The organism is Halovalidus salilacus, assembly GCF_031852275.1.
Lineage (GTDB): Archaea > Halobacteriota > Halobacteria > Halobacteriales > Natrialbaceae > Halovalidus > Halovalidus salilacus.
On sequence record NZ_CP134700.1, the window covers coordinates 2,894,869 to 2,918,461 of the forward strand.

The 23,593-nt window shown below is 65.0% G+C and carries 24 protein-coding genes; 9 read left to right on the forward strand and 15 right to left on the reverse strand.

What is annotated here, in order from left to right; all coding sequences use genetic code 11:
• Nucleotides 1-4 precede the first annotated feature (4 nt).
• Genes RJT68_RS14250 through RJT68_RS14260 form a run of 3 tightly spaced genes read right to left on the reverse strand, consistent with a single transcriptional unit; the run spans nt 5 to nt 2,149 of the window.
• Nucleotides 5-181: a hypothetical protein gene (locus RJT68_RS14250; protein ID WP_407037221.1), complete on the reverse strand. Its 177-nt coding sequence runs from the start codon at nt 179-181 to the stop codon at nt 5-7.
• 8 nt (nt 182-189) lie between these two features.
• Nucleotides 190-729, reverse strand: coding sequence for a cyclic pyranopterin monophosphate synthase MoaC (moaC, locus tag RJT68_RS14255; RefSeq protein WP_407037222.1), 540 nt, complete (start codon nt 727-729; stop codon nt 190-192).
• Nucleotides 722-2,149, reverse strand: coding sequence for an NAD(P)H-hydrate dehydratase (locus tag RJT68_RS14260; RefSeq protein WP_407037223.1), 1,428 nt, complete (start codon nt 2,147-2,149; stop codon nt 722-724). The genes moaC and RJT68_RS14260 overlap by 8 nt, the downstream gene beginning before the upstream one ends.
• Before the next feature lie 120 nt (nt 2,150-2,269).
• Between RJT68_RS14260 and RJT68_RS14265 the strand changes: the two genes are divergently transcribed.
• Nucleotides 2,270-2,758, forward strand: coding sequence for a hypothetical protein (locus RJT68_RS14265; RefSeq protein WP_407037224.1), 489 nt, complete (start codon nt 2,270-2,272; stop codon nt 2,756-2,758).
• A gap of 166 nt (nt 2,759-2,924) precedes the next feature.
• Here RJT68_RS14265 and RJT68_RS14270 read toward each other — a convergent pair whose 3' ends face one another.
• Nucleotides 2,925-3,221: an acylphosphatase gene (locus RJT68_RS14270; protein ID WP_407037225.1), complete on the reverse strand. Its 297-nt coding sequence runs from the start codon at nt 3,219-3,221 to the stop codon at nt 2,925-2,927.
• Between the two features lie 137 nt (nt 3,222-3,358).
• Between RJT68_RS14270 and RJT68_RS14275 the strand changes: the two genes are divergently transcribed.
• The 3 genes from RJT68_RS14275 (at nt 3,359) to RJT68_RS14285 (ending at nt 5,435) form a co-directional block, all read left to right on the forward strand.
• The gene (locus tag RJT68_RS14275) at nt 3,359-4,390 is read left to right on the forward strand and encodes an MBL fold metallo-hydrolase (RefSeq protein ID WP_407037226.1); all 1,032 of its coding nucleotides are present in this window, start codon (nt 3,359-3,361) and stop codon (nt 4,388-4,390) included.
• A 77-nt stretch (nt 4,391-4,467) separates the two neighbouring features.
• Nucleotides 4,468-4,737: a hypothetical protein gene (locus tag RJT68_RS14280; protein ID WP_407037227.1), complete on the forward strand. Its 270-nt coding sequence runs from the start codon at nt 4,468-4,470 to the stop codon at nt 4,735-4,737.
• Nucleotides 4,738-5,114: 377 nt separating this feature from the next.
• The gene (locus RJT68_RS14285; RefSeq protein ID WP_407037228.1) at nt 5,115-5,435 is read left to right on the forward strand and encodes a HalOD1 output domain-containing protein; all 321 of its coding nucleotides are present in this window, start codon (nt 5,115-5,117) and stop codon (nt 5,433-5,435) included.
• Nucleotides 5,436-5,510: 75 nt separating this feature from the next.
• Here the strand turns inward: RJT68_RS14285 and RJT68_RS14290 are convergent, their stop codons facing one another.
• On the reverse strand, nt 5,511-6,419 hold the full coding sequence (locus RJT68_RS14290; RefSeq protein WP_407040379.1) for a DNA-3-methyladenine glycosylase family protein: 909 nt from the start codon (nt 6,417-6,419) through the stop codon (nt 5,511-5,513).
• 233 nt (nt 6,420-6,652) lie between these two features.
• Between RJT68_RS14290 and RJT68_RS14295 the strand changes: the two genes are divergently transcribed.
• Entirely contained in the window at nt 6,653-7,147 is a 495-nt protein-coding gene (locus RJT68_RS14295) for a DUF555 domain-containing protein (RefSeq protein WP_407037229.1), read from the forward strand.
• Nucleotides 7,148-7,537: 390 nt separating this feature from the next.
• On the opposite strand, the gene RJT68_RS14300 is transcribed toward RJT68_RS14295, so the two are convergent.
• The 4 genes from RJT68_RS14300 to RJT68_RS14315 all read right to left on the reverse strand — a co-directional run bounded on the left by RJT68_RS14300 (nt 7,538) and on the right by RJT68_RS14315 (nt 9,927).
• Nucleotides 7,538-7,774 (reverse strand): UPF0058 family protein, encoded by a 237-nt coding sequence (locus tag RJT68_RS14300; protein ID WP_407037230.1) that lies wholly within the window; start codon nt 7,772-7,774, stop codon nt 7,538-7,540.
• A gap of 347 nt (nt 7,775-8,121) precedes the next feature.
• Nucleotides 8,122-8,301 carry a DUF7836 family putative zinc-binding protein gene (locus tag RJT68_RS14305; protein ID WP_407037231.1) on the reverse strand — a complete coding sequence of 60 codons (180 nt, stop codon included), beginning with the start codon at nt 8,299-8,301 and terminating at the stop codon, nt 8,122-8,124.
• A gap of 144 nt (nt 8,302-8,445) precedes the next feature.
• Complete coding sequence (locus RJT68_RS14310) at nt 8,446-9,414, reverse strand: transcription initiation factor IIB (RefSeq protein ID WP_407037232.1); 969 nt, start codon at nt 9,412-9,414, stop codon at nt 8,446-8,448.
• A 228-nt stretch (nt 9,415-9,642) separates the two neighbouring features.
• Nucleotides 9,643-9,927 carry a DUF357 domain-containing protein gene (locus tag RJT68_RS14315; RefSeq protein ID WP_407037233.1) on the reverse strand — a complete coding sequence of 95 codons (285 nt, stop codon included), beginning with the start codon at nt 9,925-9,927 and terminating at the stop codon, nt 9,643-9,645.
• 172 nt (nt 9,928-10,099) lie between these two features.
• On the opposite strand from RJT68_RS14315, the gene grxC reads away from it, so the two are divergent.
• The 3 genes from grxC to RJT68_RS14330 all read left to right on the forward strand — a co-directional run bounded on the left by grxC (nt 10,100) and on the right by RJT68_RS14330 (nt 12,262).
• Nucleotides 10,100-11,419: a glutaredoxin 3 gene (gene grxC, locus RJT68_RS14320; protein WP_407037234.1), complete on the forward strand. Its 1,320-nt coding sequence runs from the start codon at nt 10,100-10,102 to the stop codon at nt 11,417-11,419.
• A 227-nt stretch (nt 11,420-11,646) separates the two neighbouring features.
• On the forward strand, nt 11,647-11,889 hold the full coding sequence (locus tag RJT68_RS14325) for an AbrB/MazE/SpoVT family DNA-binding domain-containing protein (RefSeq protein WP_407037235.1): 243 nt from the start codon (nt 11,647-11,649) through the stop codon (nt 11,887-11,889).
• A complete protein-coding gene (locus tag RJT68_RS14330) occupies nt 11,879-12,262 on the forward strand; it encodes a PIN domain-containing protein (RefSeq protein ID WP_407040380.1) in 384 nt (127 codons plus the stop codon). The genes RJT68_RS14325 and RJT68_RS14330 overlap by 11 nt, the downstream gene beginning before the upstream one ends.
• Nucleotides 12,263-12,834: 572 nt before the next feature.
• On the opposite strand, the gene RJT68_RS14335 is transcribed toward RJT68_RS14330, so the two are convergent.
• The 3 genes from RJT68_RS14335 to RJT68_RS14345 form a co-directional block, all read right to left on the reverse strand.
• The gene (locus RJT68_RS14335) at nt 12,835-15,804 is read right to left on the reverse strand and encodes a BGTF surface domain-containing protein (protein WP_407037236.1); all 2,970 of its coding nucleotides are present in this window, start codon (nt 15,802-15,804) and stop codon (nt 12,835-12,837) included.
• Between the two features lie 612 nt (nt 15,805-16,416).
• Nucleotides 16,417-18,939 (reverse strand): efflux RND transporter permease subunit, encoded by a 2,523-nt coding sequence (locus RJT68_RS14340; protein WP_407037237.1) that lies wholly within the window; start codon nt 18,937-18,939, stop codon nt 16,417-16,419.
• Between the two features lie 3 nt (nt 18,940-18,942).
• Nucleotides 18,943-20,571 carry a COG1361 S-layer family protein gene (locus RJT68_RS14345; protein WP_407037238.1) on the reverse strand — a complete coding sequence of 543 codons (1,629 nt, stop codon included), beginning with the start codon at nt 20,569-20,571 and terminating at the stop codon, nt 18,943-18,945.
• A 325-nt stretch (nt 20,572-20,896) separates the two neighbouring features.
• Here RJT68_RS14345 and RJT68_RS14350 point away from each other — a divergent pair, with 325 nt between their 5' ends.
• Nucleotides 20,897-21,520 (forward strand): TetR/AcrR family transcriptional regulator, encoded by a 624-nt coding sequence (locus tag RJT68_RS14350; protein WP_407037239.1) that lies wholly within the window; start codon nt 20,897-20,899, stop codon nt 21,518-21,520.
• 210 nt (nt 21,521-21,730) lie between these two features.
• On the opposite strand, the gene RJT68_RS14355 is transcribed toward RJT68_RS14350, so the two are convergent.
• The 3 genes from RJT68_RS14355 to RJT68_RS14365 all read right to left on the reverse strand — a co-directional run bounded on the left by RJT68_RS14355 (nt 21,731) and on the right by RJT68_RS14365 (nt 23,525).
• Nucleotides 21,731-22,699: a mechanosensitive ion channel family protein gene (locus RJT68_RS14355; protein WP_407037240.1), complete on the reverse strand. Its 969-nt coding sequence runs from the start codon at nt 22,697-22,699 to the stop codon at nt 21,731-21,733.
• 156 nt (nt 22,700-22,855) lie between these two features.
• Complete coding sequence (locus RJT68_RS14360; protein ID WP_407037241.1) at nt 22,856-23,104, reverse strand: YhbY family RNA-binding protein; 249 nt, start codon at nt 23,102-23,104, stop codon at nt 22,856-22,858.
• 121 nt (nt 23,105-23,225) lie between these two features.
• A complete protein-coding gene (locus RJT68_RS14365; protein ID WP_407037242.1) occupies nt 23,226-23,525 on the reverse strand; it encodes a ribonuclease P protein component 4 in 300 nt (99 codons plus the stop codon).
• Between the last annotated feature and the right edge of the window lie 68 nt (nt 23,526-23,593).

Here is a 23,593-nt window from a genome sequence, read left to right on the forward strand (position 1 = left end):
GTCACTACCCGAGGCCGAACTGCCGTAGGACCGGATTTCGAAAACCGCTCTTCGCATCGGTCCCCGTCGATTCACTCGAGACCGCCGCGGCGAGGTCGGGGTTCGTCGCGCTGCCGATGGGTGCCTGGACAATTGGATGGTCGATTCCGAGGACGTCGAAGAGCGAGGTTCGGATCGCCATCGATTCGGTCACTCCGGACGTTTCTCCGCCTTCTCCTTCTCGAGCACTCGAACGTTTTCGATACCCGTCTCGGGGTACTGCCCGTCCTCGTCCTTCTCGACGGCCTTGACCATGTCCCAGACGACGTTGAGGCCGGTCGTGACGCCCTCGAGGGCCTCCATCTCGCAGCCGGTCTTCCCGGTCGTCTCGACGGCGACCTCGAGTTCGATCCGGTCCTCGCCCAGCGAGAAGTCGGTGTCGACGTTCGTGATCGGGATCTGGTGGCACATCGGGATCGTCTCCCAGGTGTGCTTGACGGCCTGGATCGCGCCGACCCGGGCCGTGGCGAGGACGTCGCCCTTCCCGACCTGGTCCTCCCTGATGGCCTCGATCGTCGACGGTCGCAGCCGGATCACGCCGGCGGCGACGGCGCGTCGCTCGCTGTCCGGCTTGTCGCCGACGTCGACCATCTGGACCTCCCCCTCGTCGGTGGTGTGGGTGAGGTCGTCCGCGCCTCGAGGGCCTCCCTCCCCCGCGCCGCCCCCGTCCGACTCGGGCGTCTCACGCATCGGAATCACCCCACAGGGCCGCGGGAATCTCCGCGAGCATATCGGACGCGAGGAAGCCGAACGCCTGGCGCTCCGCCAGCCGTTCGCCGGCGAGGCCGTTGACGTGAGCGCCGGCCGCCGCGGCGCCGAGCGGCTCGGCGTGCTCCAGCAGCGCCGCGACGATTCCGGCGAGCGTGTCGCCCGTGCCGCCGACTTTCATCCCGGGGGTTCCCGAGCGGCTGATCCGGGTTCGCTCGCCGTCGGTGATCACGTCGGACGCGCCCTTCGCGAGGACGACGTGCCCCAGGTCGGCCGCGAACGCCTCGATCTCGTCGGCGACCGCAGCGAGGTCGTCGGTGTCGGGGCCGCCCATCCGCGCCAGTTCGCCCCGGTTCGGGGTGCAGACGAGCGTCGCCTCGGTCTCGACGTCGGGGACGACTCGCAGGGCGTCCGCGTCGACGACGACCGTGCCGTGAAAGGACTCGAGGAACTCCCGGACGGCCTCGAGCGTCTCGTCCTCGGTGCCGAGCCCGGGGCCGAGAACGACGACGTTGTCGTAGCGCGTGGCCGTCTCGAGCAACTCCTCGGTCGTCTCCGGGTCGAGGTGCTCGCCCTCGTAGGGCTGGACGATGAGGTCCTCGGCGTAGCCCTGGATCTCTCCCGCCACGGCTTCCGGAGCGGCGACGAAGGAGAGTTCGGCCCCGGCTCGCAGGGTCGCCTGCGCCGCGAGAGCGGGCGCCCCGGTGTACGGCCCCCCGCCGATGATGTACGGACGCCCATCTCGGGTGGAAGGTCGGGCGAGTCGAACGTCGCCCGGGCCGACGAACCGTTCGGCGGCCGCCGGAATGCCGATGTCGGCGACCTCCACCGGCGCCTCGAGTGCCTCGAGCCCCGGCTTGGCGTCGTGGAACGTCACCACGCGGTCCGCTTCGACGCCGTTGTCGGCGTGCTCGCCCGCGTCGGCGTCGAACCCGGAGGGGACGTCGACCGCGACGACGGTTGCGTCGGCGTCGTTGATCGCCGCGGCCGCGGTCGCGGCGGGCTCGCGAAGGTCGCCGCTGATGCCCGTTCCCAGCATGGCGTCGACGACGACGTCGCAGTCGGGCAGGTCGAACCGACTCGAGTCCGTCACCTCGCGGGTGTCGTAGTCGGCGCGCTGCAACGCCTCCCAGTTCTCGCGGGCGATGTCGGTGCCGATGGTCTCGGCGCGTCCGAGCAGGAGGGTCGTGACGTCGTATTCGTCTAGAAAGCGGGCGGCGACGAACGCGTCCCCGCCGTTGTTCCCGCGACCGGCGACGATCGCTACGCTCGAGCCAGGGTCGGCGACCTCCCGGACCGCGCGGGCGACGGCGTTTCCGCTCGATTCCATCAACTGCTTTCGCGGCACGCCGAGCGCCGCGGCGTTTTCGTCGACGGCGCCCATTCGCTCGCCTGTGATCATATCCGGTGGTTCGACGGGCCGTCCGTTCAACGTTGCGGACCGGCCGACTCCCGCCGACGTGCCGACCCACCAAACATCGTTAGGGTCTACACCCATCTTCCTCGAGTCCCTCTCGCCGGTGTGAACGTCTTCTGGCTCGACGAGGACCCACGGCTCGCCGCCCGATATCACTGCGATCAGCACGTCAACAAGCTGCTCGTCGAGGCGGCGCAGGTGCTGTGTACGGCGGCCCGCGAGAACGGCTACGACCGAGAGTTCCTCTACCGGCCGACCCACGTCGACCACCCCGTCACGCGATGGGCGACCGAGTCGCGGGCCAACTGGCTGCGCCTGCGCGAGCACGCCGAAGCACTCAACGCGGAGTTCGTCGAACGTTACGAGAAAGACGACGATCACGCCAGCTGGCGGGTTATCCGACTCATCGATCCCGACGACATTTCGTTTCCGAGCACGGCGCCCACGCCGAGACCGCAAACGATGCCCGACGAGTACAAGGTGCCCGGCGATCCCGTCGCCGCCTACCGCGCCTACTACGCCGGCGAAAAAGCCGAGTGGGCCGAATGGAAGTACACCGACGGGCCGCCGTGGCTCGAGGCGAATCGACGCTGAACGGACGGAACCAGTATCGGAAGATGTTCCGATCGCCAATCGGGAATTGACTGCTCATTTCGTCGTTCACGGCGGTCTAGCCGGGCTCGTTTTCGTTTGCCTCGGTCAGCTGATCATGCTCGGCGTCTGGATCTGAGAGTCCGTCGACCGCGACTCCGAGAGCCGATCAGTGCCGAATCTTGAACCCGTCCTCGCCCTGCAGTTCCTCGTACTCGACCGCGACGTCCTCGACCGCTGCTGCGGGGCTTCCCTCGTGACACCACTCGATCATCCCCTCGACGGCTTCCTCGGGGCCCTCGAAGATCGCTTCGACGCGGCCGTCGTCCAGATTCTTCACCCAGCCGTCGACTCCCATCTCCTGAGCCGTGTCGCGGGTGTTCGCGCGATAGTGGACGCCCTGTACCGTCCCGGAGACGAAGACGTGCGCTCGCGTTCGCTCGTCGTCTGACTCGGAGTCGGACATGTTCGAGGGATCGACCGCGAGGGGCAAAAATCCGCCACCATCGCGTCGGCTCGAGCGCCGCCGATCGGAACGGAACCCGGGTGATCGGCGAGAAGCGACAACGGGAGGTGTCTCGAGCGCCTATCCCATCCGAACCAGTGCCCCCCACGCCCTCGCTGACCGTCCGCCACCGGGACGGCATCCACTTCGAACGCGACGGGGATCCGCTGCCCCGAGTCGTCGCCGACGCCAGGTCGGCCGTCGGCGAGATCAACGTCGTGAGCCACGCCCACGCCGACCACACGTTCCGCACGGCGCCGGAGACGGTCGTCTGCTCGAGCGAGACCGCGGCCATCGCCGAGGCCCGGACCGGGCGGGGGTTCGAGTTCGTCGAAGAGGTTCCGGGGATCGAACTCGTTCCCGCGGGTCACGTCGTCGGCTCGCGGGCGGCGCTGATCGACCACCAGGAACCGGACGGGTCCGCGCGTCGGTACTGCTACACGGGCGACTTCTCGGTGCGCGACCGGTGTCACCTCGAGGGGTTCGACCCGCACGCGGTCGACGCGGACGTGCTCGTGATGGAGACGACCTACGGACTCCCCGACTACCGGTTTCCGAGCCAGGACGACCTCCAGGCCGAGATCCGGGACTGGCTCCGCGAACGCGACGACCGGCCACTCTTTCTGTTCGGCTACTCGCTCGGGCGTGCCCAGAAGCTCCAGTGGCTCGCCCGCGAGGCCTGCCCCGACCGCGAGGTGCTCGTCTCCGAATCGGTCCGCGACGTGAACCGGGCGATCGCCGAGGCGACCGACGGCGACCTCGAGTTCCTCGGTCGACCGTACGACTCGCTGCGCGGCCTGCGCGACGAGATCGTGATCGTCCCGACCAACCAGGCGCGGGCCGACTGGCTCGAGCGGGCCGTCGAGCGCGAGGGCGGGTTGAAGGCCGGCTTCTCGGGGTGGGCCGTCGACACCTCCTTCCGCTACCGGGGGAACTACGACGAGACGTTCGCGCTGACCGACCACTGCGACTTCGACGAACTGGTCGCGACGGTCCGCGCGATCGATCCCGACGTCGTCTACACCCACCACGGCTTCGACGAGGCGTTCGCGGACGTCCTCGAGACCGAGTTCGGCTACCGGGCCCGGCCGTTGAAGCGCGACCAGACGACCCTCGAGGAGTTCTGCTGAACGAGGGCGTAGGGACCGACCAACGATACGGATCGAACGCGTGGACGGAACCCCGAACGCGACCGTCGACACGACCGATGGGCATCATCGACCGCTTCGAGGACGAGTACGTCGACGTCTCGAGCCGGCGCGCCACGGTCCGAGAGCTGCTCGAACTGGTTTTCGGCGCCGCGTTCTTCGTCGTCGGAGCGAGCACGCTGACGTACTACCTGCTCGGCGAGCGGGTCGCGCTCTGGGTGGCCGGGGGGCTCGCGATCGTGTTCGCGATCACGATCACGTCGCAGGCGTACTGGGCCGTCACCGGGCGCGAGGATTACGACGAGGAGGGGGACGAGGGCCCGGGGTGACGGGTGCGGGACGCGAGGAGACGGTCCGCGCGCGTCGGTCGGACGGGCCCGACGCTCGAGGTGAAACCTGTGCGCGCCGGCCATCAGTTCCTCTGCGCAGTCCGGCAGTGCGATCCCGTACGGTCCGTTCGTCGGTTCGGTCGGTCCGTCGGTCGCCTCTCGGACGATCGGCTACTCCGGGCGAACGTCCCGTCCCGATCCAGTTCGATCCCGGAGGGTCAGTCGGCGTAAGACGACTCCGCCCACCTCGTCCCCCGCGGCGTCAGGGGGTTTCCTTAATTTCGTCAGACGTTGCGCTGGATGGTGTCTGACAGGGATTTATGGGTCATATCGACATACCTGATTTTCCGGTTGCCGACAACGACCGACACGAACCCATGACGACGACACCGCCCACTCGATCCGACACCGGACGCGACGGACGACCGACCACCACCGCAGTCCACCACGACTGGGGAGACGGAGAGGAACTCGTCGGAACGGTCGTCTCCGCCGTGGCCGAGGTCGCCGGCAAGAACGAAACCGACGTCGAACGCCTCTACGACCGGCTCAACCCCGATTCGCTCAACAGCCTCTTCCGCCGATCCGCCGACGGAGGGCCCTCGAGCGACGCGCTGCTCGTGTTTTCGCTCGACGACTGCACCGTTTCGGTGTACGGATCCGGCCTCGTCATCGTTCAGGGCGCCTCGGAGGCGTAAGCCCCCTGGGCTCGTTCGTCGGGGCGACCGCTCCGTCTCGTCGGTTCCCGGGTATCGGGCGACCGCGAGCGACGATCACGCACCCGCCGTCGAACCGGAGAGACTCCCGCCCGTTCTGAGGAAGTGGAACACGTACGTCTGGACGTAGCCGGCGTACCGACCGCCGAACCGCTCGCGGATCGCTCGAGAGGTCGCCGCGTAGTTCCCCCGATCGCAGTCGGGGAAGTACTCCTCGATGGCCGTCCTGATCCACGTGTCGAGCGGGACGGCCTCGTCGAAGCCGAGCGAGAACAGCAGGGCGCAGTCGGCCACCTTCTCCCCCACGCCGACGAACCGCGTGAGGTACTCGCGGGCCTCCTCGTACTCGAGGTCGCGCGCCTCGGCTGGATCGGCTTCTCCGTTCGCGACCATCTTCGCGGTGCGGACGACGTACGGCGCACGGTAGCCCAGTCCCAGCTCCCGCAGTTCGGCCTCGGTCGCCACGGCGAGTTGCTCGGACGTCGGAAAGGCGTGGTAGGTTTCGCCGTCGAACTCGATCGCGTCGCCGTACTCGCGGGCCAGCGTCGTGACCATCCGGTGGATCCGCTCGACGCGCATCTGGGCCGAGCAGATGAAGGAGATCAGCGTTCCGAACGGCGGGTCCTCGACCAGTCGCATCCCCCGGTGGGCCTCGTAGGCCCGCCGGATCAGCGGATCGTCGGGCGCCTCGGCCGCGATCGCCTCGAGGTCGTCGTCGAGGCGCAACAGCCGTCGCACGATCGGCTCGGCGTCGGCCGTCGACTCCCACTCGAGGACGCCGTCGCGCTTCCCGACGCGGATCACGCGGCCGTCGACGACGGTGTGATACCACGTTCCGGGTTCGGGGGGAGTGCGGTACATCTCCCCGTCGGATCGGCGCCAGAGGTAGCTCTGGCCGCTCTCGAGCGTCCGGTAGAGGTCGAGCCCGCCCGACAGGTCGGCGACGGGGATCGATCCCGTCTCGATACCGGGCCGTCGCTCCGACCCGGCGTTCGGTTCCGCGTCGACGTTCCGCTCCCGGCGTGGGACCATCGACTCGAGCCTACGGGAGCGTCGGCTTGGGCCTTTCGAACCGCGCCGACGAGATCGGACGCCGATCGCGTGACGGCACGACGGCGGAGGCGACGGGTCCCCTCCGCGGCGGTCTCGAGGGGTTAGCGAGGCGAACCTTCATACTGTAGGCGACACAACGTCTAGGTATGAACTGCAGGGTTGTCGTCGAAGCCGCCGTGCCGGTATTCGACGTTGAGACGGAAGACGAGGCGATCCGCATCGCCATCTCGAAGACGGGCGAGATGTTGAACCCTGACCTGAACTACGTCGAGATCAACATGGGCGAGCGCACCTCGCCGTCGGGGGAGGAACTCCCGCCCGCGTTCATCGCGGCCGACGAGGCGCTCGTCGCACTCGAGTTGGAGATGACCGTCTTCAACGTCGAGCGCGAGGAACACGCCTCGCGCATCGCCAGAAAGGAGATCGGTCAGCGACTCGAGAACATCCCCCTCGAGGTGATCAGCGTCGACGTGCTCGAGGACGAGGACGAGGACGAGGACGAGGACGAAGACGAGAACGAACCGAACCCGTCAGACGCCGACGCCGATCCGGACGAGGAGGCCGAATCGGACGACGAGGACGACGACCGGAACGAAGGCGACGAGGACGTCCTCCCCGAGTTCGAGGACCTCATCGAGTAGGTGGCGGCATTTCGTCACCCGCGTCCGTCACCCGCCTCGAGTGACGACTCCGACCCGCCACCGCTCGGTGGCTCACGAACCACCGACTATCGGCGGATCAGTGTCGCCCCGTGAGCCGAAACACGAGGACGGATTGCACGTTCGTGCATTCCGACGGCCCGGCGAATCCCGAATCCGACGCTCGAGGCGAAAGAAATCGATGCGTACCACGAGGTAATCGATGAGACGGGTCGACTAGTCCCGTACCGGCGACGGGAGTACGGAGCGAAACGGGGGTGAAAATCCTCGAAACCGGGAATCAATCGAGGATTGAATCGTGAGACGTGCGGACGAGACGAGCGACGGACGCGCCGCTCACGGACGAGTCGGCCAGAGGATACGAGTTCGAACTCAGTCGGCGGTCGCCGCGACTGCTTCCTGTTCCCCCTCGCGCATGTGCTTCGTGATTCCCCCGGCGAGCGCAAAAACAGCAGCTTTGTGGTCAGTTTTCGATTTGTGAATCGATGTCGGCCGAATGCCGAGCGACTCGTACTCTTCGAGGTCGATCTGACAATCGTTCCACTCCGAACACTGGTTCGATACCTCCGCGAGAAGGCCGTGAAGGTGAATGAGCTCCTGCTTCTTCATAACCATGCAGTCCTACCCACTGCAGGGTTATATTATTATCTTGAGTCACGTTAACATACGGCCTGTGTGAAATATATCGGGCCTCCCGGTCGAAGACGTATTCGTTTGTGAATGCGTCCACAGAAAACCGCCCGCATCGGCGAACTGAAAATGGGAATTACCGCCGTAATATCGTGTTTATCCCCATCATCTGACACCGGTCGGCGTGAAAGGTATCGCCGAATCAGCCGACCGGTGCGTCGGGAGCGGGCCGATTCCGCTGCGCCACGTCGGAGGAGATCCGACGTCGGACGCGACCCGGGCGTCGGGTCGGTTCGGAATCCTCGAGAAGAGTCGTCAGCCACCGGTCAGCCGAGTTGCTTCAGGGTGCGAAGGTCGCGGTCCGTCCGCGCGAACTCGGCGGTTCGGCGAGAGGCGTGACAGTTCGGACAGTGGAACATCTCGGCCGCCTCCGGCAGGTCGGTCGGCGGCAGCTGCCAGTCCTTCGTGCACTCGGGACACAACAGTCGAATCGTCGTTTCCTCCATGCGATGCTCTTTCACACCGGGCGGGAAAAGTGTTCGCACGAACCCGGGCGGCCGGGAACGAACGCAACCGAGGACGCCCGAAACCGCAAGACGGGCGGGTCCGACCGCCGGCCGCAGACACACCAGCTATCGTCGGCGATCAGCTCACGCCGGGGTCGCCGTGTCGGAGGCCTCGAGCAGCTCCTTGTACCGGTTGCGGATCGTCACTTCGGAGATGTTGGCGACGTCGCTGACCTCGTTCTGGGTGACCTTCTCGTTGGTCAGCAACGCGGCGGCGTACACCGCGGCGGCGGCGAGGCCGACCGGCGACTTGCCCGAGTGGACGCCCTCCTTGCGGGCCGACTCGAGCAGTTCGCGGGCCATCCGCTCGGTCTCGTCCGAGAGGTCGAGCCCGCTGACGAACCGGGGGACGTAGTGTTCCGGATCCGCGGGTTTGACCTCGAGGCCGAGTTCGCGGACGATGTAGCGGTACGTCCGGGTCAGTTCCATCTTGTCGACGCGGCTGACGGCCGAGATCTCGTCGAGGCTGCGGGGAGTGCCGGCCTGGCGGGCGGCGGCGTACAGCGACGCGGTGGCGACGCCCTCGATCGAGCGTCCCGGGAGGAGGTCCTCCTCGAGGGCGCGCCGATAGATGACGGAGGCGGTCTCGCGGACGCTCTCGGGGAGGCCGAGCGCGCTCGCCATCCGGTCGATCTCGCCGAGGGCCTGCTTGAGGTTGCGCTCCTTGGAGTCGCGGGTGCGGAAGCGCTCGTTCCAGGTGCGCAGGCGCTGCATCTTCTGACGCTGGCGGCTCGAGAGCGCCTTGCCGTAAGCGTCCTTGTCCTGCCAGCCGATGTTGGTCGACAGTCCCTGGTCGTGCATCATGTTGGTGGTGGGGGCGCCGACGCGGCTCTTCTGGTCCTTCTCGGCGGCGTCGAACGCGCGCCACTCCGGCCCGCGGTCGATCTCGTCCTCCTCGACGACCAGACCGCACTCTTCGCAGACCGACTCCGCGTGTTCGGCGTCGGAGACGACCCGGCCGCCACACTCCGGGCAGCGATCCGTCTCGTCGACGTCGGTCGTCGACTCCTCCTCTGTTTCGCGCGTGTACGTTCGGATTGAGGTATCAGTCATGGTGTATCACGGTGGTTACTCGGGGCTCCCGGGTGGGGTAACCAGAAGAAACCCGGTCGCCTCGGCTAACATAGAGTAAGTCCGAAACTCATATAAAGGTTTCGCCTGCTATATATACTATCGCGCCACCTTTTATGTACGTTTCGGTTATGAGATGATTGATCGTTAACGTACTCGCGGGGAAGCGGCGCTTGCGTTCGGAAACACCACGCTGGAACCCGTCTCCGGTCACACGGTGAACAGGTGACCCTCCGTCGGCACGTCGAACAGTCCGACGCGAGCCCCCGCGTCCAGCCACGCGTGCCCGTAGGAGAACGAGGCCAGCGCGTTCACGAGGTCTCCGTCCGCCCGGAAGTGGCGACCATCCTCGAGGTACGACGACGCCATCTCGTAACACTCCGCGGCCGCCTCGGCCATCGGCGACCCCTCCCGCGGCGCGACCGTCGCCTCCTCGAGCGCCTCGGCGAGCAGCTCGCCGTACCGGTCCGTCTTCTCCTCGAGGTCCGCGGCCATGGTGGGGCCCTCGTCTGGCGGAACCGTAAGTGCGTCGTCTCGTCGGCACCGGACCGGCCGGCGGACGACCGCCAGTCCGTTACGCACCTCGGTAACGACTCGATGTCAGCGACTCGCACGCGACGTTGCAGAGAACGCAAGGGGTTTACGCCGCGTATCCTTACATTCGGACATGAGCGACCAGCCTCGAGTCGAGATCTACACCAAAGAGAACTGCCCGTACTGCGAGAAGGCGAAGGACCTCTTCGACGAGAAGGGGATCGAGTACGAGACCTACAACGTCACGGGCGACGAGAAGCGCTTCGAGGAGATGGTCGAGCGAGCGGACGGTCGCAAGACCGCCCCCGAGGTGTTCATCGACGACGAACTCGTCGGCGGCTGGGACGACACGAGCGCGCTGAACGAGACGGGCGAACTCGACGAGAAACTGGGCATTGCTGACGAGGGCGAAGACGACGTCGAGCACCGCAAGCTCATCATCGCCGGCACGGGGATCGCGGGCCTCACCGCGGCGATCTACGCCGGCCGCGGGGACAACCACCCCCTCGTGATCGAGGGCGACGAACCCGGCGGCCAACTCACGCTCACCACGGACGTCGCGAACTACCCGGGCTTCCCCGAGGGGATCAGCGGCCCCGAGCTCGTGAACAACATGAAAGAGCAGGCCCGGAAGTTCGGCGCCGAGCTCAAAAACGGCATCATCGAATCGGTCGATGCGGACACCAGCCCCTTCCGCGTCGAGTTGACCAACGGCGACGTCTACACCGCCGACGCGATCATCGCCGCCTCGGGCGCCAGCGCCCGCACGCTCGGTGTCCCCGGCGAGGACGAGCTCATGGGCTACGGGCTCTCGACCTGCGCCACCTGCGACGGCGCGTTCTTCCGCGGCGAGGACATGCTCGTCGTCGGCGGCGGCGACGCGGCCATGGAGGAGGCCACCTTCCTCACCAAGTTCGCCGACACCGTCTACATCGCCCACCGGCGCGAGGAGTTCCGCGCCGAACAGTACTGGATCGACCGCGTCCAGGAGAAGGTCGAAGAGGGCGACATCGAGATCATGAAAAACACGGAACTGGTCGAGATCCACGGCTCCCAGGAGGATGGCGTCGATCACGTCACCCTCGTCCACAACGACAGGGGCCACCCCACCGACCGCCTCGAGGACCCCGAGACCGAGGAGTTCGAGTTCGACGTCGGCGCCGTCTTCCTCGCCATCGGCCACACGCCGAACACCGACTACCTCGAGGGTACCGGCGTCGAGATGGACGACGAAGGGTACCTCAAAACGCAGGGCGGCACCGACGGCGGTCAGACCGAGACCGACGTCCCCGGCATCTTCGGCGCCGGCGACGTCGTCGACTACCACTACCAGCAGGCCGTCACCGCCGCGGGCATGGGTTCGAAGGCCGCGCTGGACGCGGACGAGTACCTGGAGGACCTGGAACGCGCGGGCTCGAGCGCGGAGGCCGAAGCGGCGGCCGCTGACGACTGAGTGCGCGTCGGCCGGTCCGGCGAAACAGGCGTTCCGTTTTGCGGTGACGTTCGATCGACCCTCGAGGATCGTACGGTGAATCGAGTGACCGGAAACGGAGACAGCAGTCCGAAGAACGGGCCCTGCGACCGGTTCCCCGATCTGGAATCGGTCGCTGGGGGCGCGCAGAATCCGACCACGCCTCGGGGAAAATCTAAGTTCTTCCCACGCCAAGGGGAAAATAACGCATGGCGACGAAAACGGACGATCGGGGACGGCTGTACCTTTCGAAAGAACTCCGTGAACGGCACGGGGAAAAATTTCACGTGGTCGAATACAGCGACCACATCGAGCTCATTCCGATCGACGAAGATCCCCTCGAGGGGCTTCGCGAAGCCGTTGGAGATGCGTTCGACGGGAAGTCGATCGAGGAACTACGGGAGGAGGCGAGCGAATTGGCAGCTCGAGAGGCGGTCGATGATCTACGTTGAAACCGATTTTCTGTTGGCGCTGGCGAAAGAGTCGGATTGGTTGAAAGCCGAAGCGGAAACGGCACTCCGCGAACGGAACGTGAAAACCTCGATTCTTTCCTACGCCGAGTTCCTCTATCTAGCCGACACGTACGACATCGATCGCGTTCGCGCCGTAGCGAATCTCCTCGACCTGGTCCCCGTCGTGCCCGAAGAACACTCGCAGGCGATTCTGAAGGGGGTCCAATATCGAGAAGAACACGAGATGACGAACTTCGACGCCCTTCACGCCGGGATGGTCGATACGTGGAATACACCGGTGCTCGGTTCCGAACAGGATTACGACGATCTCGACATCGAGCGAATTCCGTTAGAACCGTCCACCGACGAATAACCACCAACACCCAGAAACCGCGTCTCGAGGTATCACCTCGAGGGGTTCGGCGGTTCGAACGACGGCGTGCGCCGCTTCGGGTCGCGGGTGACGAGGTCGTGATCGTCGACGGCGATGGTCGTGGAGGCAGGTTGTTGTGTCCGATGACTACCGCGCGCGCATTTCTCTCAGAGGCCGTCGAGGTGCAGAAGTCGTCGACTCGAGGTGCTCGTGGGACGGTCGGCGAAGTGCCTTCGCTTCGGTGCACGCAGTTCGTCACCCCCGATAGGACGACGTCGAACGCCCCTGATTCGGTTGTATTCGATTTCGAGTCGATCTATCTCCGGTCACTCGACGGGTTCCCAGCCACGCTTCGGCGGGCAGGTGTGGGATTTCGCGTCGGTTCGTGGCCTCCTGTAGCTATTTAAACGACTTCGTTGCCACCAATCCCGACTCGAGGGTGGCCTCGTGTACGTAATCAGCTTGGGTATACTCGCCGTGTAGCTTGAAGAGAGCGACAGCTACCGGTTGCGGCGTCGGTCCGAAAAAATGCGGTGTTCGAGAGCCGGACGAAGTCCGGTAGTTAGCTGTGGTTAGTCCTGGCGGCGCAGCGCGAGCATGGCTGCGGCGAGGAGTGCGACGAGTGCGACGGCAACGCCGAAGCCGGGCGATCCGTCTTCGTCGCCTTCGCCGTCGCCTTCACCTTCTTCGTCGCCTTCGCCTTCGCCTTCGCCTTCACCTTCGCCTTCGCCTTCACCTTCGCCTTCACCTTCGTCGTCAGGTTCGGCGACGGTCAGGGTGCCGGAGTCGGAGGCGGAGTCATCGCCGTCGTCGGCGGTGAGTTCCCAGTCGTACTCGTCAGCACCGAGGTCTTCGACGTCGAAGGAGTCGGACGCGGAGTCCTCACCGTCCACGTCGAGTTCCCCGTCGTAGGACTCGTCACCGAACTCGAGGGTGACGTCGACAGTGGTGTCGTCTTCCTTGTTGTTGTCGACCGTGTAGTCGAAGGTGGCGGTCTCGCCTTCTTCGATCTCGTCCGGCGCGTCAACGCTCACTTCGAGCGCGTCTTCCTTCTCTTCGTCGTCGTCGCCGTCAGCTTCGACGAGGACGAGGTCGTCGACTTGCGCGTCGAACAGGGCACGCTCTTCGAGGTCGAATTCGGTGCCGTTTTCGGCGTCGCTGAAGTCGAAGGTCGCCGTGAAGACGCCGTCTTCGTCGACGTCAGCACTGTTGTCCTCGACGAAGTTACCCGAGGAGCTCGCCTTGGCGTCGAGTTCCGTGCCGGGTGCGACGTTCGTCTCAGCCGTGATCTCGCTTTCCTCGGAGATCTCGACTTCGTCTTCGTCTTCAACGTCCCACTCGAACTCGGGCTCTTCGTAGCTCAGTTCGTGAGACTCTTCGATCTCGTCGTCTTCGTCGGTGAGGTAGTTACCGTAGTAGTTGACACCGTTGATATCGTTAGCACTGGCGTCATTGTTCTCGTCGACGTTGTAGGTCACGTCGTACTCCTGCTCGTCACCATCGAAGTCATCACCGCTGTCGACGACGAGATAGAGGTTCTCACCGTCGTACTCGAGGTCTTCGATCGATTCGAGCGAGAGGTGGTAGGGGTCGTCCTCAGTGCCAGAGTCGGAACCACTGTCCGAGCTGTTGTAGTAGGTCGGATCTTCGTTCGTGCCGACGTTGGTCTGCTCGAGCGCGACCGTCACGCCGAGTTCTTCGAGTTCCTCACTGATGTCGTCGCCACTTTCAGCCGCGTCTTCGAGGGCGGCAGTGTGGCCGAGGTTTTCGATGTTGATGACCGTCTGGTCGTCCACTTCACCGCCAGCGGCGATGGTGTCCGTCTCGGTCAGCGTAGCATCCTCGAAGTCGTCGTCGGTGTCGAGGTTGTCCTCCTCAGGCACCGTCCAGGTGCTGATGTCGCTGTCTTCCGTGCGCTCGGACAGCGTCAGGTACGAGGAGTCTTCTTCGTTATTGAGCTCGACCTCCGAAAGGTCGCCAGTGTAGTCGTCCCCTATTTCGTCACCATTGTCATCTACGAATTTGTCGCCAACGAGTAGTTCGTACTCGCCCTCACCAAGGAGATTGGAGAGATCGCTGTCATCGGAGACGTTGGCGTACTTGAGGTCAACATCAACGTCAGTTTCTTCTTCGCCATCTTCGTTGATGGCCTTGAAGACTTGATCTTCGTTGGCGTGATCCTGACCAGCACGGTAGGTGTCCATCACGATGGTCACTTCGTCCTCATCGTAGTCCGACGCGTCGATGTCGAGGCCAACCTCGTAGTTGGTGTCCTCGTGGACACCGACCTGCAGGGCCGAATTGTCTTGACCGTCAGTGTCGACGGTGATGTTCGCGAGTTCACCCTGGTCGACGACGTCACCGGCATCGACCGAGCGCTCGGCCTCTTCGCCTTCGGTGACTTCGATCGACGAAGTGGATTCAGCGGACGTGTCCGTCACGTCGAAGTCGAAGTCGTACTCGTCAGCGTCGATGTCCTCGAAGTTGAGTTCGTATTCATCGTCCTCAACGTCTTCGAGGGTGACGCGGTCTTCGTCTTCGTCGGGTTCGACGTCGCTGAAGTCACCTTCTTCGCCGAAGATGTCTTCGAGGTCATCGTGGTCGAGGCCGTCCGCGGAGACGTGGACATCGTAGGTGCCTCGGTTGGAGTCGAATTCAACGTCGGTCGTTGTGTCCGAACCCTCGTTCTCGACGGAGTCGTCAGCGAACTCCGTGTCGAAATCCTGCGTGGCGATCTCGAAGGCCTCTGCACTACCCTCGGAGACGTCGGTAGCGGTCACATCACCATCATCGACAGTCACATAGTCGCCATTGGGGTGCTGAATGACGTAATCGCCGTCAAGATCTTCGGTGTCGATCACTGCGGAGTCATCATCTTCGAGAGTGAACTCTTCTTCGAGTCCAGTCTCTTCGTCATCGCCAGTGTCGTACGACCGCAGTTGGTATTCTCCGTCAGAGGGATTGTCTGTGTCCTGGAACCAGAGTTCCTGACCGTCCCAGAACGTTCCACTGGTATCTAACGGTTCGTCACCATCATGAAGGTTGAACGTCGACGTAGTGCCAGACGTATCCGCATCACTGACGTCTGCATTTACAGTGTATTCGAGAGCTGCGGCCGTGTCACTGTCCGAAGTGTCAATGTTTTCGATGGTGAGGTCCTCTTCGATATCACTGTTGTCTGAAGACTGGTTCGATTCGAAGCGGATAACCTCATTCGAACTGTCGTATTCGACATTGTCGATGTCACTACTGTTACCAGTAACTTCGACATCGCTCATGTCAGCCTTGTCTGCCAGCGAAGATACGTCAATTTCCACTACGTCATCTTCATCAAGGCTATCGATATCGATGTCCGAAATTGTCTGATCGATTTCTTCCTCACCGACGGTGATATCTTCAGGTTCACCGGCATTGTCAACGGTTTCACCATCCGCAGCCACCCCGCCCGCAAACGCAGCGGACATGGCGAAGACGGACAGCACCATCATCGCAGCAAAGAACAACGCGCGTCCCTTGTCGCGATAGGTTGAATCGCTTGTCATTTATTGTGTATTGTGTTGTTGTAGTTGTTGATTACCGCACGATGCACCAGGAGGCTCCTATCCGTCGTCCACGTGTCGACCGGGTCATCGCCTGCCTACTCGACCTCCCAGGTAGGGGCAATTGAATTGACTCGAGGGTTCAGTAATAAGTCTTCTGTTAGAAACCCTCGCGAAAGAGTGAATGAGTAGGGTGTGCTGACGCGGGAGTAATTACGTTTTGTGGGCAAAGTAATCCGTACTTACGCCGACTCGAAAGAGTAAAGACTCGAGATTGTCCTGCTCCTAGGTGTGGGAACGCCCCCACGCAACGTCCGGTTGGACGTTCCACGTGGCCGGGGCCAACGATCAGGTAGGGACCGAATTTTGGAGCCCGCCACGTGGCGCCACTTCGGTGCGATCGCTCGAGCTCGAGACGACGAGCGACGAGTCCTTTAAATACGACGTCCCCAGCAATTCGGTCGGGAAGAACGCGAACTCTGGAATTATGACTCGAGGAACACGCCTCGCGAACTCGTCCGGTGGCCACCCTCTCGAGTCACCGCCCGCTCGAGTGGCCGCCCGCTCGAGTGGACGACGCTACTTGCCCACTCCGAAATCGGTACGTTGCCTTCCCTACCGAACCGCCGAGATTCGGTCGGCGAACGAGCCGTCGAAGCGGTGCCACACGGCGATGGTCGAGGGGAGGATCAGTACCGACGCGGCGTAGGCGTAAAAGACGCTCAGCGCGAGCAGGATGCCGAACTCGGCGATCAGTGGGATCAGCGCCAGCGCGAGCACCCCCAGTCCGCACACGGTCGTGAGCATGCTGCCCGTGAGCGCGCCCCCCGTTCCGCGGACGGTCACCTCGAGCGCGTCGTGGACGTCCCGGCCGGATTCGAACTCGTCGACGAATCGGTGCATGAAGTGCACCGTGTAATCGACGCCCAGTCCGATCGCCACCGAGAGGATCGGCGCGTTGAACGCCGAGAGCGGAATGTCGAAGTAGCGCATCGACCCCGCGATCGCCGCGACCGTGACGACGACGGGAAAGAGGTTGATCAGGCCGTACACCGCCCGCCCCTCGAGCCAGCGGTAGGCGACCATTAGGAAGATCGACGTCAGGGCAAGCGAGATCACGAGCCCCACGAGCGCCGATTCGGTGATCTGGTCGGTGACGGCGTTGAAGACGACGAGCTCGCCCGTCGGCGTCGCGTCCATCTCCATATCCTCGGCGATCACTTCCGCGGCGTGGGTCGCGTCGGTCTCGTCCGCGTCCTCGTCGACCTGGTACTCGATCCGGGTCGCGCTCCGGTCGCTCGTGACGTACTCCCGAGCGCTTTCGTCCTCGAGCAACTCGTCGTACACCTCGTCGACGTTTCGCTCGGGGAGTCCGTCGCCGTTCGTGTCCGCCCGCTCGAGCGTGGCCGCGAACTCGGGATCCGTCTCCGCCCGCTCGTCCGTGACGGAGACGACGCTGGTCGCGTCCGCGCGTCGATCGTCCTCCTTGATCGCGTCCGGCGGATCGTCCAGCACGCGATCGACGTCCCGGAGCCCCCTGGCCGAGCGCACGTCGTGGTCGTCCACGTAGACGGTGACCGAACTGACGAACCCCTGGTCGAAGTCCTCCTCCTGGTGCTCGAGCACCGCCATGAACGTGTACTCGCCGGGCGCGAACGGCTCCGGGAGGTGTTCGTACTGCTCGATGCGATCCTCGTCCGGGAAGAAGGCCTCCTGTGAAAACTCGGTATCGACGCCGGTCCCGTACGTCCCCGCACCGGCACCGATCAGCAGCGCGCTCACGAGGACGACGACCGGGGCGACGCGTGCGATCATCGGGCCGATCGTGAGGATCCGCCCGAGAATCGACCCCTCGCTTCCCATGGGTGAGCCCCCGAGCGACGGGATTCCGAACCGCTCTCGGGAGCGGTCCAGCCAGACTTTGCCGGCCGGGAGGAACATCCCGAAGATCAACATCGTAAAGAGGATTCCGACGGACGAGACGAACCCGAAATCACGCAGTTGCGCGATCGAGCTCGTGAGGTTCGCCGCGAACCCGATGACGGTCGTGAGGGTCGCGAGGAGGAACGCGCCCGTGAGCTGGTCGGTCGTGATCGTCATCGCCGCGCCGATGTCGTTCCCCCGGGCTCGCTCCTCGCGGTAGCGGTTGATGCTGTGGATCCCGAAGTCGATCCCGACGGCCAGCAGGAGCGCGAACACGACGACGAACGACTCCGAAAACGGAACGCCGACGTAACCCATGAAGCCGAACGTCCAGATCATGGTCATGACGAGCGCGGCCAGCCCGAGCGCGAGGTCGATCGGGTCGCGATAGGCCACGAGCAGGAAGAACAGGATCAGGAGGATCGCGGCCGGAAACACCACGATCGAGGTGTCTCCGAGCAACTGCTGGTTTTCGTTGTCGATGATCGCGGAGCCGAAGACGTCGACGTTGCCGCCCGACTCGTAGCCCTCGACGTCGTCCGCCAGCTCGGCGGTGTCGGTCTGCAGCGCCATCTCGTCGTCGCTGTCCGCGGCTGGCGGGGTGTCGTACGTCACCGCGATCGTGGCGACCTCGGCCGAGGCGGACTCGCGAGTGAAGTCCGTGCTCACCGGAAGGCTGCTGACCCGATCGGCGTCGGCGATCGCTTCGTCCAGCTCCCGTTGGGACGCCCGTTCGATGGCGCGGCTGTACTCCTCCGGCGTCTCTGCGTCCGGATCGAGGTGCTGTCCGACGAGGGACGCCGGGCTCGTCGACGACTCGACGCGGAGTCCGTCCTCCTCCTCGGCCCGATCCTGGAACTCGAGCATCCGCAGGAGGCTCTGCCTCGAGAGGACGTTCCGCTCGTCGCTGACGAACAGGGTCGCCGTGGATCCCCCTTCCGCTCGGCCCTCGAGCCCGAAGTCCTCCTCCATCTCGTCCAGCGCCCGCTGTTCTTCCAGATCCTCGGTGAACTGATCGGTTCCCGCCTCCTGCCCGCCGCCGGCGACAATCCCACCGGCGAACACGACCGTGACGAGGAGGAACGCGAGTACCACGCGTGCCGGCTGCTCGGTGATCAGCGCCGCGACGCGGTCGGTGGGGAGACGCGCACCGCGTCCGGGATCGCCACCGCACGCGCGGGGCCCCCGAGCGATGAGCCGTTTGAGTCCTCGCATTCGTCAGTGGTGCCGAAGCCAGACCGTCGCGCCGACGCCGGTTACGGTCAGGACCGCGAGTCCGACGACCGCCCAGGAGGGAAAGCCCCCGCCGTCTCCCTCGGACGCCTCGACGTCGATCGGGTGCTGGTAGGTGTCCGACAGGACCGTGTCACCGCGTTCGGTGTCGTACTCGAAGTCGAGTTCCACCGGGTGAGTCTCGACGGGCGCGTCGTCCTCGGCCGAGAGTTCGAACCGGAGCTCCGCCGATTCCCCGGGTTCGAGCTCGTCGACGAACGCCTCGTCGTCCGTCGCCTCGAGCGGCGAGTCGTCGTAGAGCATCGCGTCGATGTTGGACAGCGTCTCCGGGCGCTCGTTCGTGATCTCCAGGACGACCTCGCCCGACTCGCCCTGTCGAACCGAGGCGTCGTCGTCGCTGATCGAGAACTCGTCCGCGTCGTCGTCGACGGTGACGCGTTCGGAGAGCGGGCCGTCCGTGAGCGTCGTGTCTCCGCTTCCCGTGTACTCCACGGTGAACCGGAACTGCCGATCGCCCGGATCGGCGCTCCCGGTGACGTCGGTCGGGTAGCTGAAGTCGGCCGACGCTCCGGGTTTCAGCTCGGGAAGCGCGTAGCGGGTGTCTTCGACGGCGAGCGAGTCGCTCATCGGTTCCGCGACCAGAACGGCGTCGTCGACGGTCTGCGGGCCGTCGTTTCGGACTTCACCGGACACGGTTCCGTCGTACCCGACCGCGAGGGTATCGTCGAGACGCGTGATCGAGAACGACTGCGCGTCGCCGGGCGAAAAGGGCGCTCGTTCGGAGGGAGCGTTCCGTTCGATCCCGTTCTCGTCTTCGTACGTGAACGCGCCTTCGATGGATTTGTCGGCCGCGCCGGTCGACCCGTCGATCGCCGCTTCGACGGTCGTGGTCGTCGATTCGCCCGGCTCGAGGTCGCCGAGGGAGGTCTCGCTCGCTCCCCCGTCGATCGCGACGCCACCGCTGCCGGTGAGGGCGACCCGCGTCTCGTTCGCCGGTTTCGTCCCGGTGTTTTCGACGTCGATCGACGCCTCGCCGTTCGCACCCGGCTCGATATCGGTCTCGACGGACCCCATCTCGAACCGCGGCTCGTCGGGGATCTCGACCGAGATGTCGTGCGTCTCGCGTTCGGTGAGCCGTTGTTGCCCCCCGTCGCTCCAAACGATGTTCGTGTAGGCGTACTCCACCTCCACTTCGACGTCGTAGGTGCCGGGTTCGGTGTCGTCGGGGACCTCGAGTTCGAGCGGTGCGGTCGCGGACGAGCCGTCTTCGATCGGTCCGAGGCTCGTCTTCCCGGACGCCGCTTCGAAGGGGCCCGCATCCTCGATTTCGACGGTGACCCCCCGGGCGGTGAGCACGCTCTGTGATTGACTCCCGGTTTCGAGATCGCCGTCGTTCTGGACCGTGACTTCCAGCGGCGAATCGCTCCCGGGCGTCACTTCGTCCTGTTCGGCCCAGACGTCGAGTTCGGGCTCGCCGCGCGTCAGACCGCTACTTTCCGTCCCGTCCGAATCTTCCTGGGCGAGGACGCCGGTCGCGCCGACGAGGGCGACGGTTGCGCCGAGGGCTGCGAGGAGGACCACCGCGACCGTCACTCGAGGACCGAGACGAGGCATCAGCCGTCCACCACCGATCGTTCGATACCCTCGTCCCGTCGGGCCACGGTAGTCGCGTCCCGTAGCCCGTCGTTCACGATTCCCTGACTACCGTTCATGCGTACCTGTTAGACCGCCACCCCTTATCTGTTTTGAATGAATATTCAAACAGCACAGTTTTGTACTCCGAATCGAAGGTGAGCACGATGCACGGAACGCAGCGGGGAACGAACGGAGAACGAACCGGGCGGGTCCGGTGCCCGGGAGCGGGTACGAACGCGGACGCGAGCGGAGACGGGAATACCGACCTGGAAGTGTGCCACCGGCGGGGACGAGGTGCGTGCGCGTGAGCGGTATTTCGCTCGAGTTTCACGAACCCGAGACGACCAGGGAGGAGATGCTGATCGCGACCTTCAAGGCGCTGTCGACGCACGGCTACGCCGACCTGACGATCGCAAAGATCGGCGACGAGTTCGACAAGAGTCCGTCGTTGATTTACCACCACTACGACGACAAGGAAGCGCTGGTTCTCGACTGTCTCGAGTTCATGCTCGATCACTTCGAGACGACGCTGCTCACCACGTGCACGGACGATCCCCGGGACGCGCTCCTCCGCTTCATCGACAGGACGCTCGACGCGTGTTCCGGCGAGCCGGACCCGCTCGTGGAGACGCTGGTGGAACTTCGCGCTCGAACGAACGGCGACGCGTTCTACGACCACTTCACCCGCAGCGATTCCGTTTTCCAGGCGCACCTCGAGTCGACTCTCCGGGCGGGTATCGATGACGGGGTGTTCGAAAACTGCGACGCCGAACGAATCGCCGCCACGGTCCTGACGACGCTCACCGGCGCGTTGTATCGAGGCGTGACGAGCGACGCGGACGCGGATATCTCCGCGACGCGGTCCGAACTCGTCGGCTACCTCGAGGGTCGACTCGGCGTGGACGACGGCTTCGATTCTCGAACGTGAGGAGGATCGAGCGAGTTACGCGAAACTCGAGCGCACGAGGACACTATTTTCGTGGGTACGAACCGAGGACTCGACGGATCCTCACGGGAAATGCACTGCCCGGAGAAATCGTGGCCTGGAAACGGCGTAGCGCGTTCGAGCGGCGTACGAGCATCGGCGTGATTCGTTCCGGTCGCGTTCGAGCCGTCAGCCGTCCGCGAGCCGGTGGCGCTACTCCGCCGGCCGAGCCACGCTCGAACCGCTCCCCCGTCCGTCCTGCAGCACCAACCCGCCCTCGAGCGTCCGCACGGGGTAGGGCATGTCGATTCCACCCTCGTCGAACCGCCGCTTGACCGCCGCGACGTACTCGCCGCGGATGCGGACGAAGTCGGCCCGCGAGGGGTCGGCGATCCAGTAGCGCGACTGGAGGCCGACGGCGGAGTCGCCGAGTTCGACCAGGCGGACCGACGGGGCGGGCTCCCCGAGGATGTCCGGGTGGTCCCGGGCCTCCTCGACGATGATCTCGCTCGCGCGCTCGACGTCGTCGTCGTACCCGATGCCGAAGACGAACTTCTGCCGGAGTTTGTCGGCGTCCACGGGGTTCTCGATGACGCCCTCGGTGAGCGCCGAGTTGGGCACCGTCAGCAGTTCGTTGTCGAACGTGCGGACTCGAGTCACGCGGAGGCTGATGTCCTCGACGATGCCCGAGTAGGTGCCGTCGTCCCACTCGATCCAGTCGCCGATGCGAAACGGCCGGTCGGCGTAGATGAACACGCCGGCGACGAAGTTCGCGATCACGTTCTGCATCGCGAGGCCGACCGCGAGCGCGCCGGCCGCGGCGATGCCGGCCATCGAGACCAGGAAGTTTCCGAACCCACCGGCGCCGAAGGCGACCGCGAGCGCGACGAACACCACGCCGACGCGCGCGAGGAGCAACAGCGGATTCTGCGCGTGTTCGTCGAGTCCCCGACGGTCCAGCGCGCGTTCGAGCAGCGGGAGGACGACCGTCCGGCCCGCGGCGAAGACGAGCGCGAACATCAGCGCGAAGAGGACGATCCCTTCGATCGCGCCCGCGGTCGGCGCCGACACGAACTCGTCGAGCTGGGAGCCGATCGGCCCCAGGTCGCCTTGGGCCGGCATCGGAGCCAGATCGTGGACGGACGTCGGATTCGAACGAAAACTCGAAGCGGTGATGCTCATCGATCTCGATGAGGTAATCCATCCCTAAATCGATGGGGGAAGCGGAGACGCACGGGATGCCGGTTCGAGACGTAGAACTGCCGTCGAACGAAAACTCGGATCGACTCGGTGCAGGAGGTCGGAACGACTCGGCGACAGGCAGGAGGTCGGGTCGACTCAGCGGTAGAAGACCGCCGTGTGACCGCGCGTCTCGACGAGGTCCGCGTTCACCCGCTCGGCGAGGGCCTCCGCTCGCTCCTCGGTCGAACCCCCGGCTCGGGCCGCCCGGAGGAACTTGACTTTCACGAGGTTCTCGTTGGCCAGCTGGTCGTTTAGCTCGTCCGTGACCGCGTCGATGCCGCTCTTGCCGACCCACACCGTCACGTCGAGGTCGTGGGCCCGCTTCTTGAGTTCCTGTCGGTCCATGTTCGACGGGTAGCGACTCGCGCGGTTAGTACCTTCGTATGCGGAGTCGGAACTGACGGGCCGGACGGCGCGCCGACCGGCTCGAATCGGGGGTCGTCGACGCGAACGTGACCGTAACGGCTCAGTCGCGATCCGGCTGTTCTCGGTCTCGGTACGGGTATCGAGCGTGCGCGCCGCAGTCGCAGGTGACGACCACGCGACCGTCCTGCAGCCGAACGCGGGCGTTCTTCCCCGGCCGGAGGTACCGATCGCACTCGTCGCAGGTGAACCGGCGGAACGACCGCGGCAGGCGCAGTCGATTGCGCTCTGCGATCCGGCGGGCGAGCCGGACGTAGTAGCGAGCCCGGTCGTCGTCGCCGTCCGCGGCGGCCGCTCGAGCCAGGTCGTGCAGGCGCTCGATGCGTTCCGCGGCGATCCCCATGGTGGACGTGGCGCCGTTCGACTCCGGGCGCCGGGAGTGGTCTCGGACGCTCCTTCTCCGGGCCGCCC

What these genes read in the sequence shown, in the direction of transcription:
- RJT68_RS14345 (WP_407037238.1), bottom strand. Translation starts at nt 20,571, where the DNA reads ATGCCTCGTCTCGGTCCTCGAGTGACGGTCGCGGTGGTCCTCCTCGCA.
- RJT68_RS14365 (WP_407037242.1), bottom strand. Translation starts at nt 23,525, where the DNA reads ATGGGGATCGCCGCGGAACGCATCGAGCGCCTGCACGACCTGGCTCGA.
- RJT68_RS14285 (WP_407037228.1), top strand. Translation starts at nt 5,115, where the DNA reads ATGACGACGACACCGCCCACTCGATCCGACACCGGACGCGACGGACGA.
- grxC (WP_407037234.1), top strand. Translation starts at nt 10,100, where the DNA reads ATGAGCGACCAGCCTCGAGTCGAGATCTACACCAAAGAGAACTGCCCG.
- RJT68_RS14325 (WP_407037235.1), top strand. Translation starts at nt 11,647, where the DNA reads ATGGCGACGAAAACGGACGATCGGGGACGGCTGTACCTTTCGAAAGAA.
- RJT68_RS14340 (WP_407037237.1), bottom strand. Translation starts at nt 18,939, where the DNA reads ATGCGAGGACTCAAACGGCTCATCGCTCGGGGGCCCCGCGCGTGCGGT.
- RJT68_RS14280 (WP_407037227.1), top strand. Translation starts at nt 4,468, where the DNA reads ATGGGCATCATCGACCGCTTCGAGGACGAGTACGTCGACGTCTCGAGC.
- RJT68_RS14250 (WP_407037221.1), bottom strand. Translation starts at nt 181, where the DNA reads ATGGCGATCCGAACCTCGCTCTTCGACGTCCTCGGAATCGACCATCCA.
- RJT68_RS14335 (WP_407037236.1), bottom strand. Translation starts at nt 15,804, where the DNA reads ATGACAAGCGATTCAACCTATCGCGACAAGGGACGCGCGTTGTTCTTT.
- RJT68_RS14300 (WP_407037230.1), bottom strand. Translation starts at nt 7,774, where the DNA reads ATGAAGAAGCAGGAGCTCATTCACCTTCACGGCCTTCTCGCGGAGGTA.
- RJT68_RS14315 (WP_407037233.1), bottom strand. Translation starts at nt 9,927, where the DNA reads ATGGCCGCGGACCTCGAGGAGAAGACGGACCGGTACGGCGAGCTGCTC.
- RJT68_RS14355 (WP_407037240.1), bottom strand. Translation starts at nt 22,699, where the DNA reads ATGAGCATCACCGCTTCGAGTTTTCGTTCGAATCCGACGTCCGTCCAC.
- RJT68_RS14295 (WP_407037229.1), top strand. Translation starts at nt 6,653, where the DNA reads ATGAACTGCAGGGTTGTCGTCGAAGCCGCCGTGCCGGTATTCGACGTT.
- RJT68_RS14270 (WP_407037225.1), bottom strand. Translation starts at nt 3,221, where the DNA reads ATGTCCGACTCCGAGTCAGACGACGAGCGAACGCGAGCGCACGTCTTC.
- RJT68_RS14305 (WP_407037231.1), bottom strand. Translation starts at nt 8,301, where the DNA reads ATGGAGGAAACGACGATTCGACTGTTGTGTCCCGAGTGCACGAAGGAC.
- RJT68_RS14360 (WP_407037241.1), bottom strand. Translation starts at nt 23,104, where the DNA reads ATGGACCGACAGGAACTCAAGAAGCGGGCCCACGACCTCGACGTGACG.
- RJT68_RS14310 (WP_407037232.1), bottom strand. Translation starts at nt 9,414, where the DNA reads ATGACTGATACCTCAATCCGAACGTACACGCGCGAAACAGAGGAGGAG.
- RJT68_RS14260 (WP_407037223.1), bottom strand. Translation starts at nt 2,149, where the DNA reads ATGATCACAGGCGAGCGAATGGGCGCCGTCGACGAAAACGCCGCGGCG.
- moaC (WP_407037222.1), bottom strand. Translation starts at nt 729, where the DNA reads ATGCGTGAGACGCCCGAGTCGGACGGGGGCGGCGCGGGGGAGGGAGGC.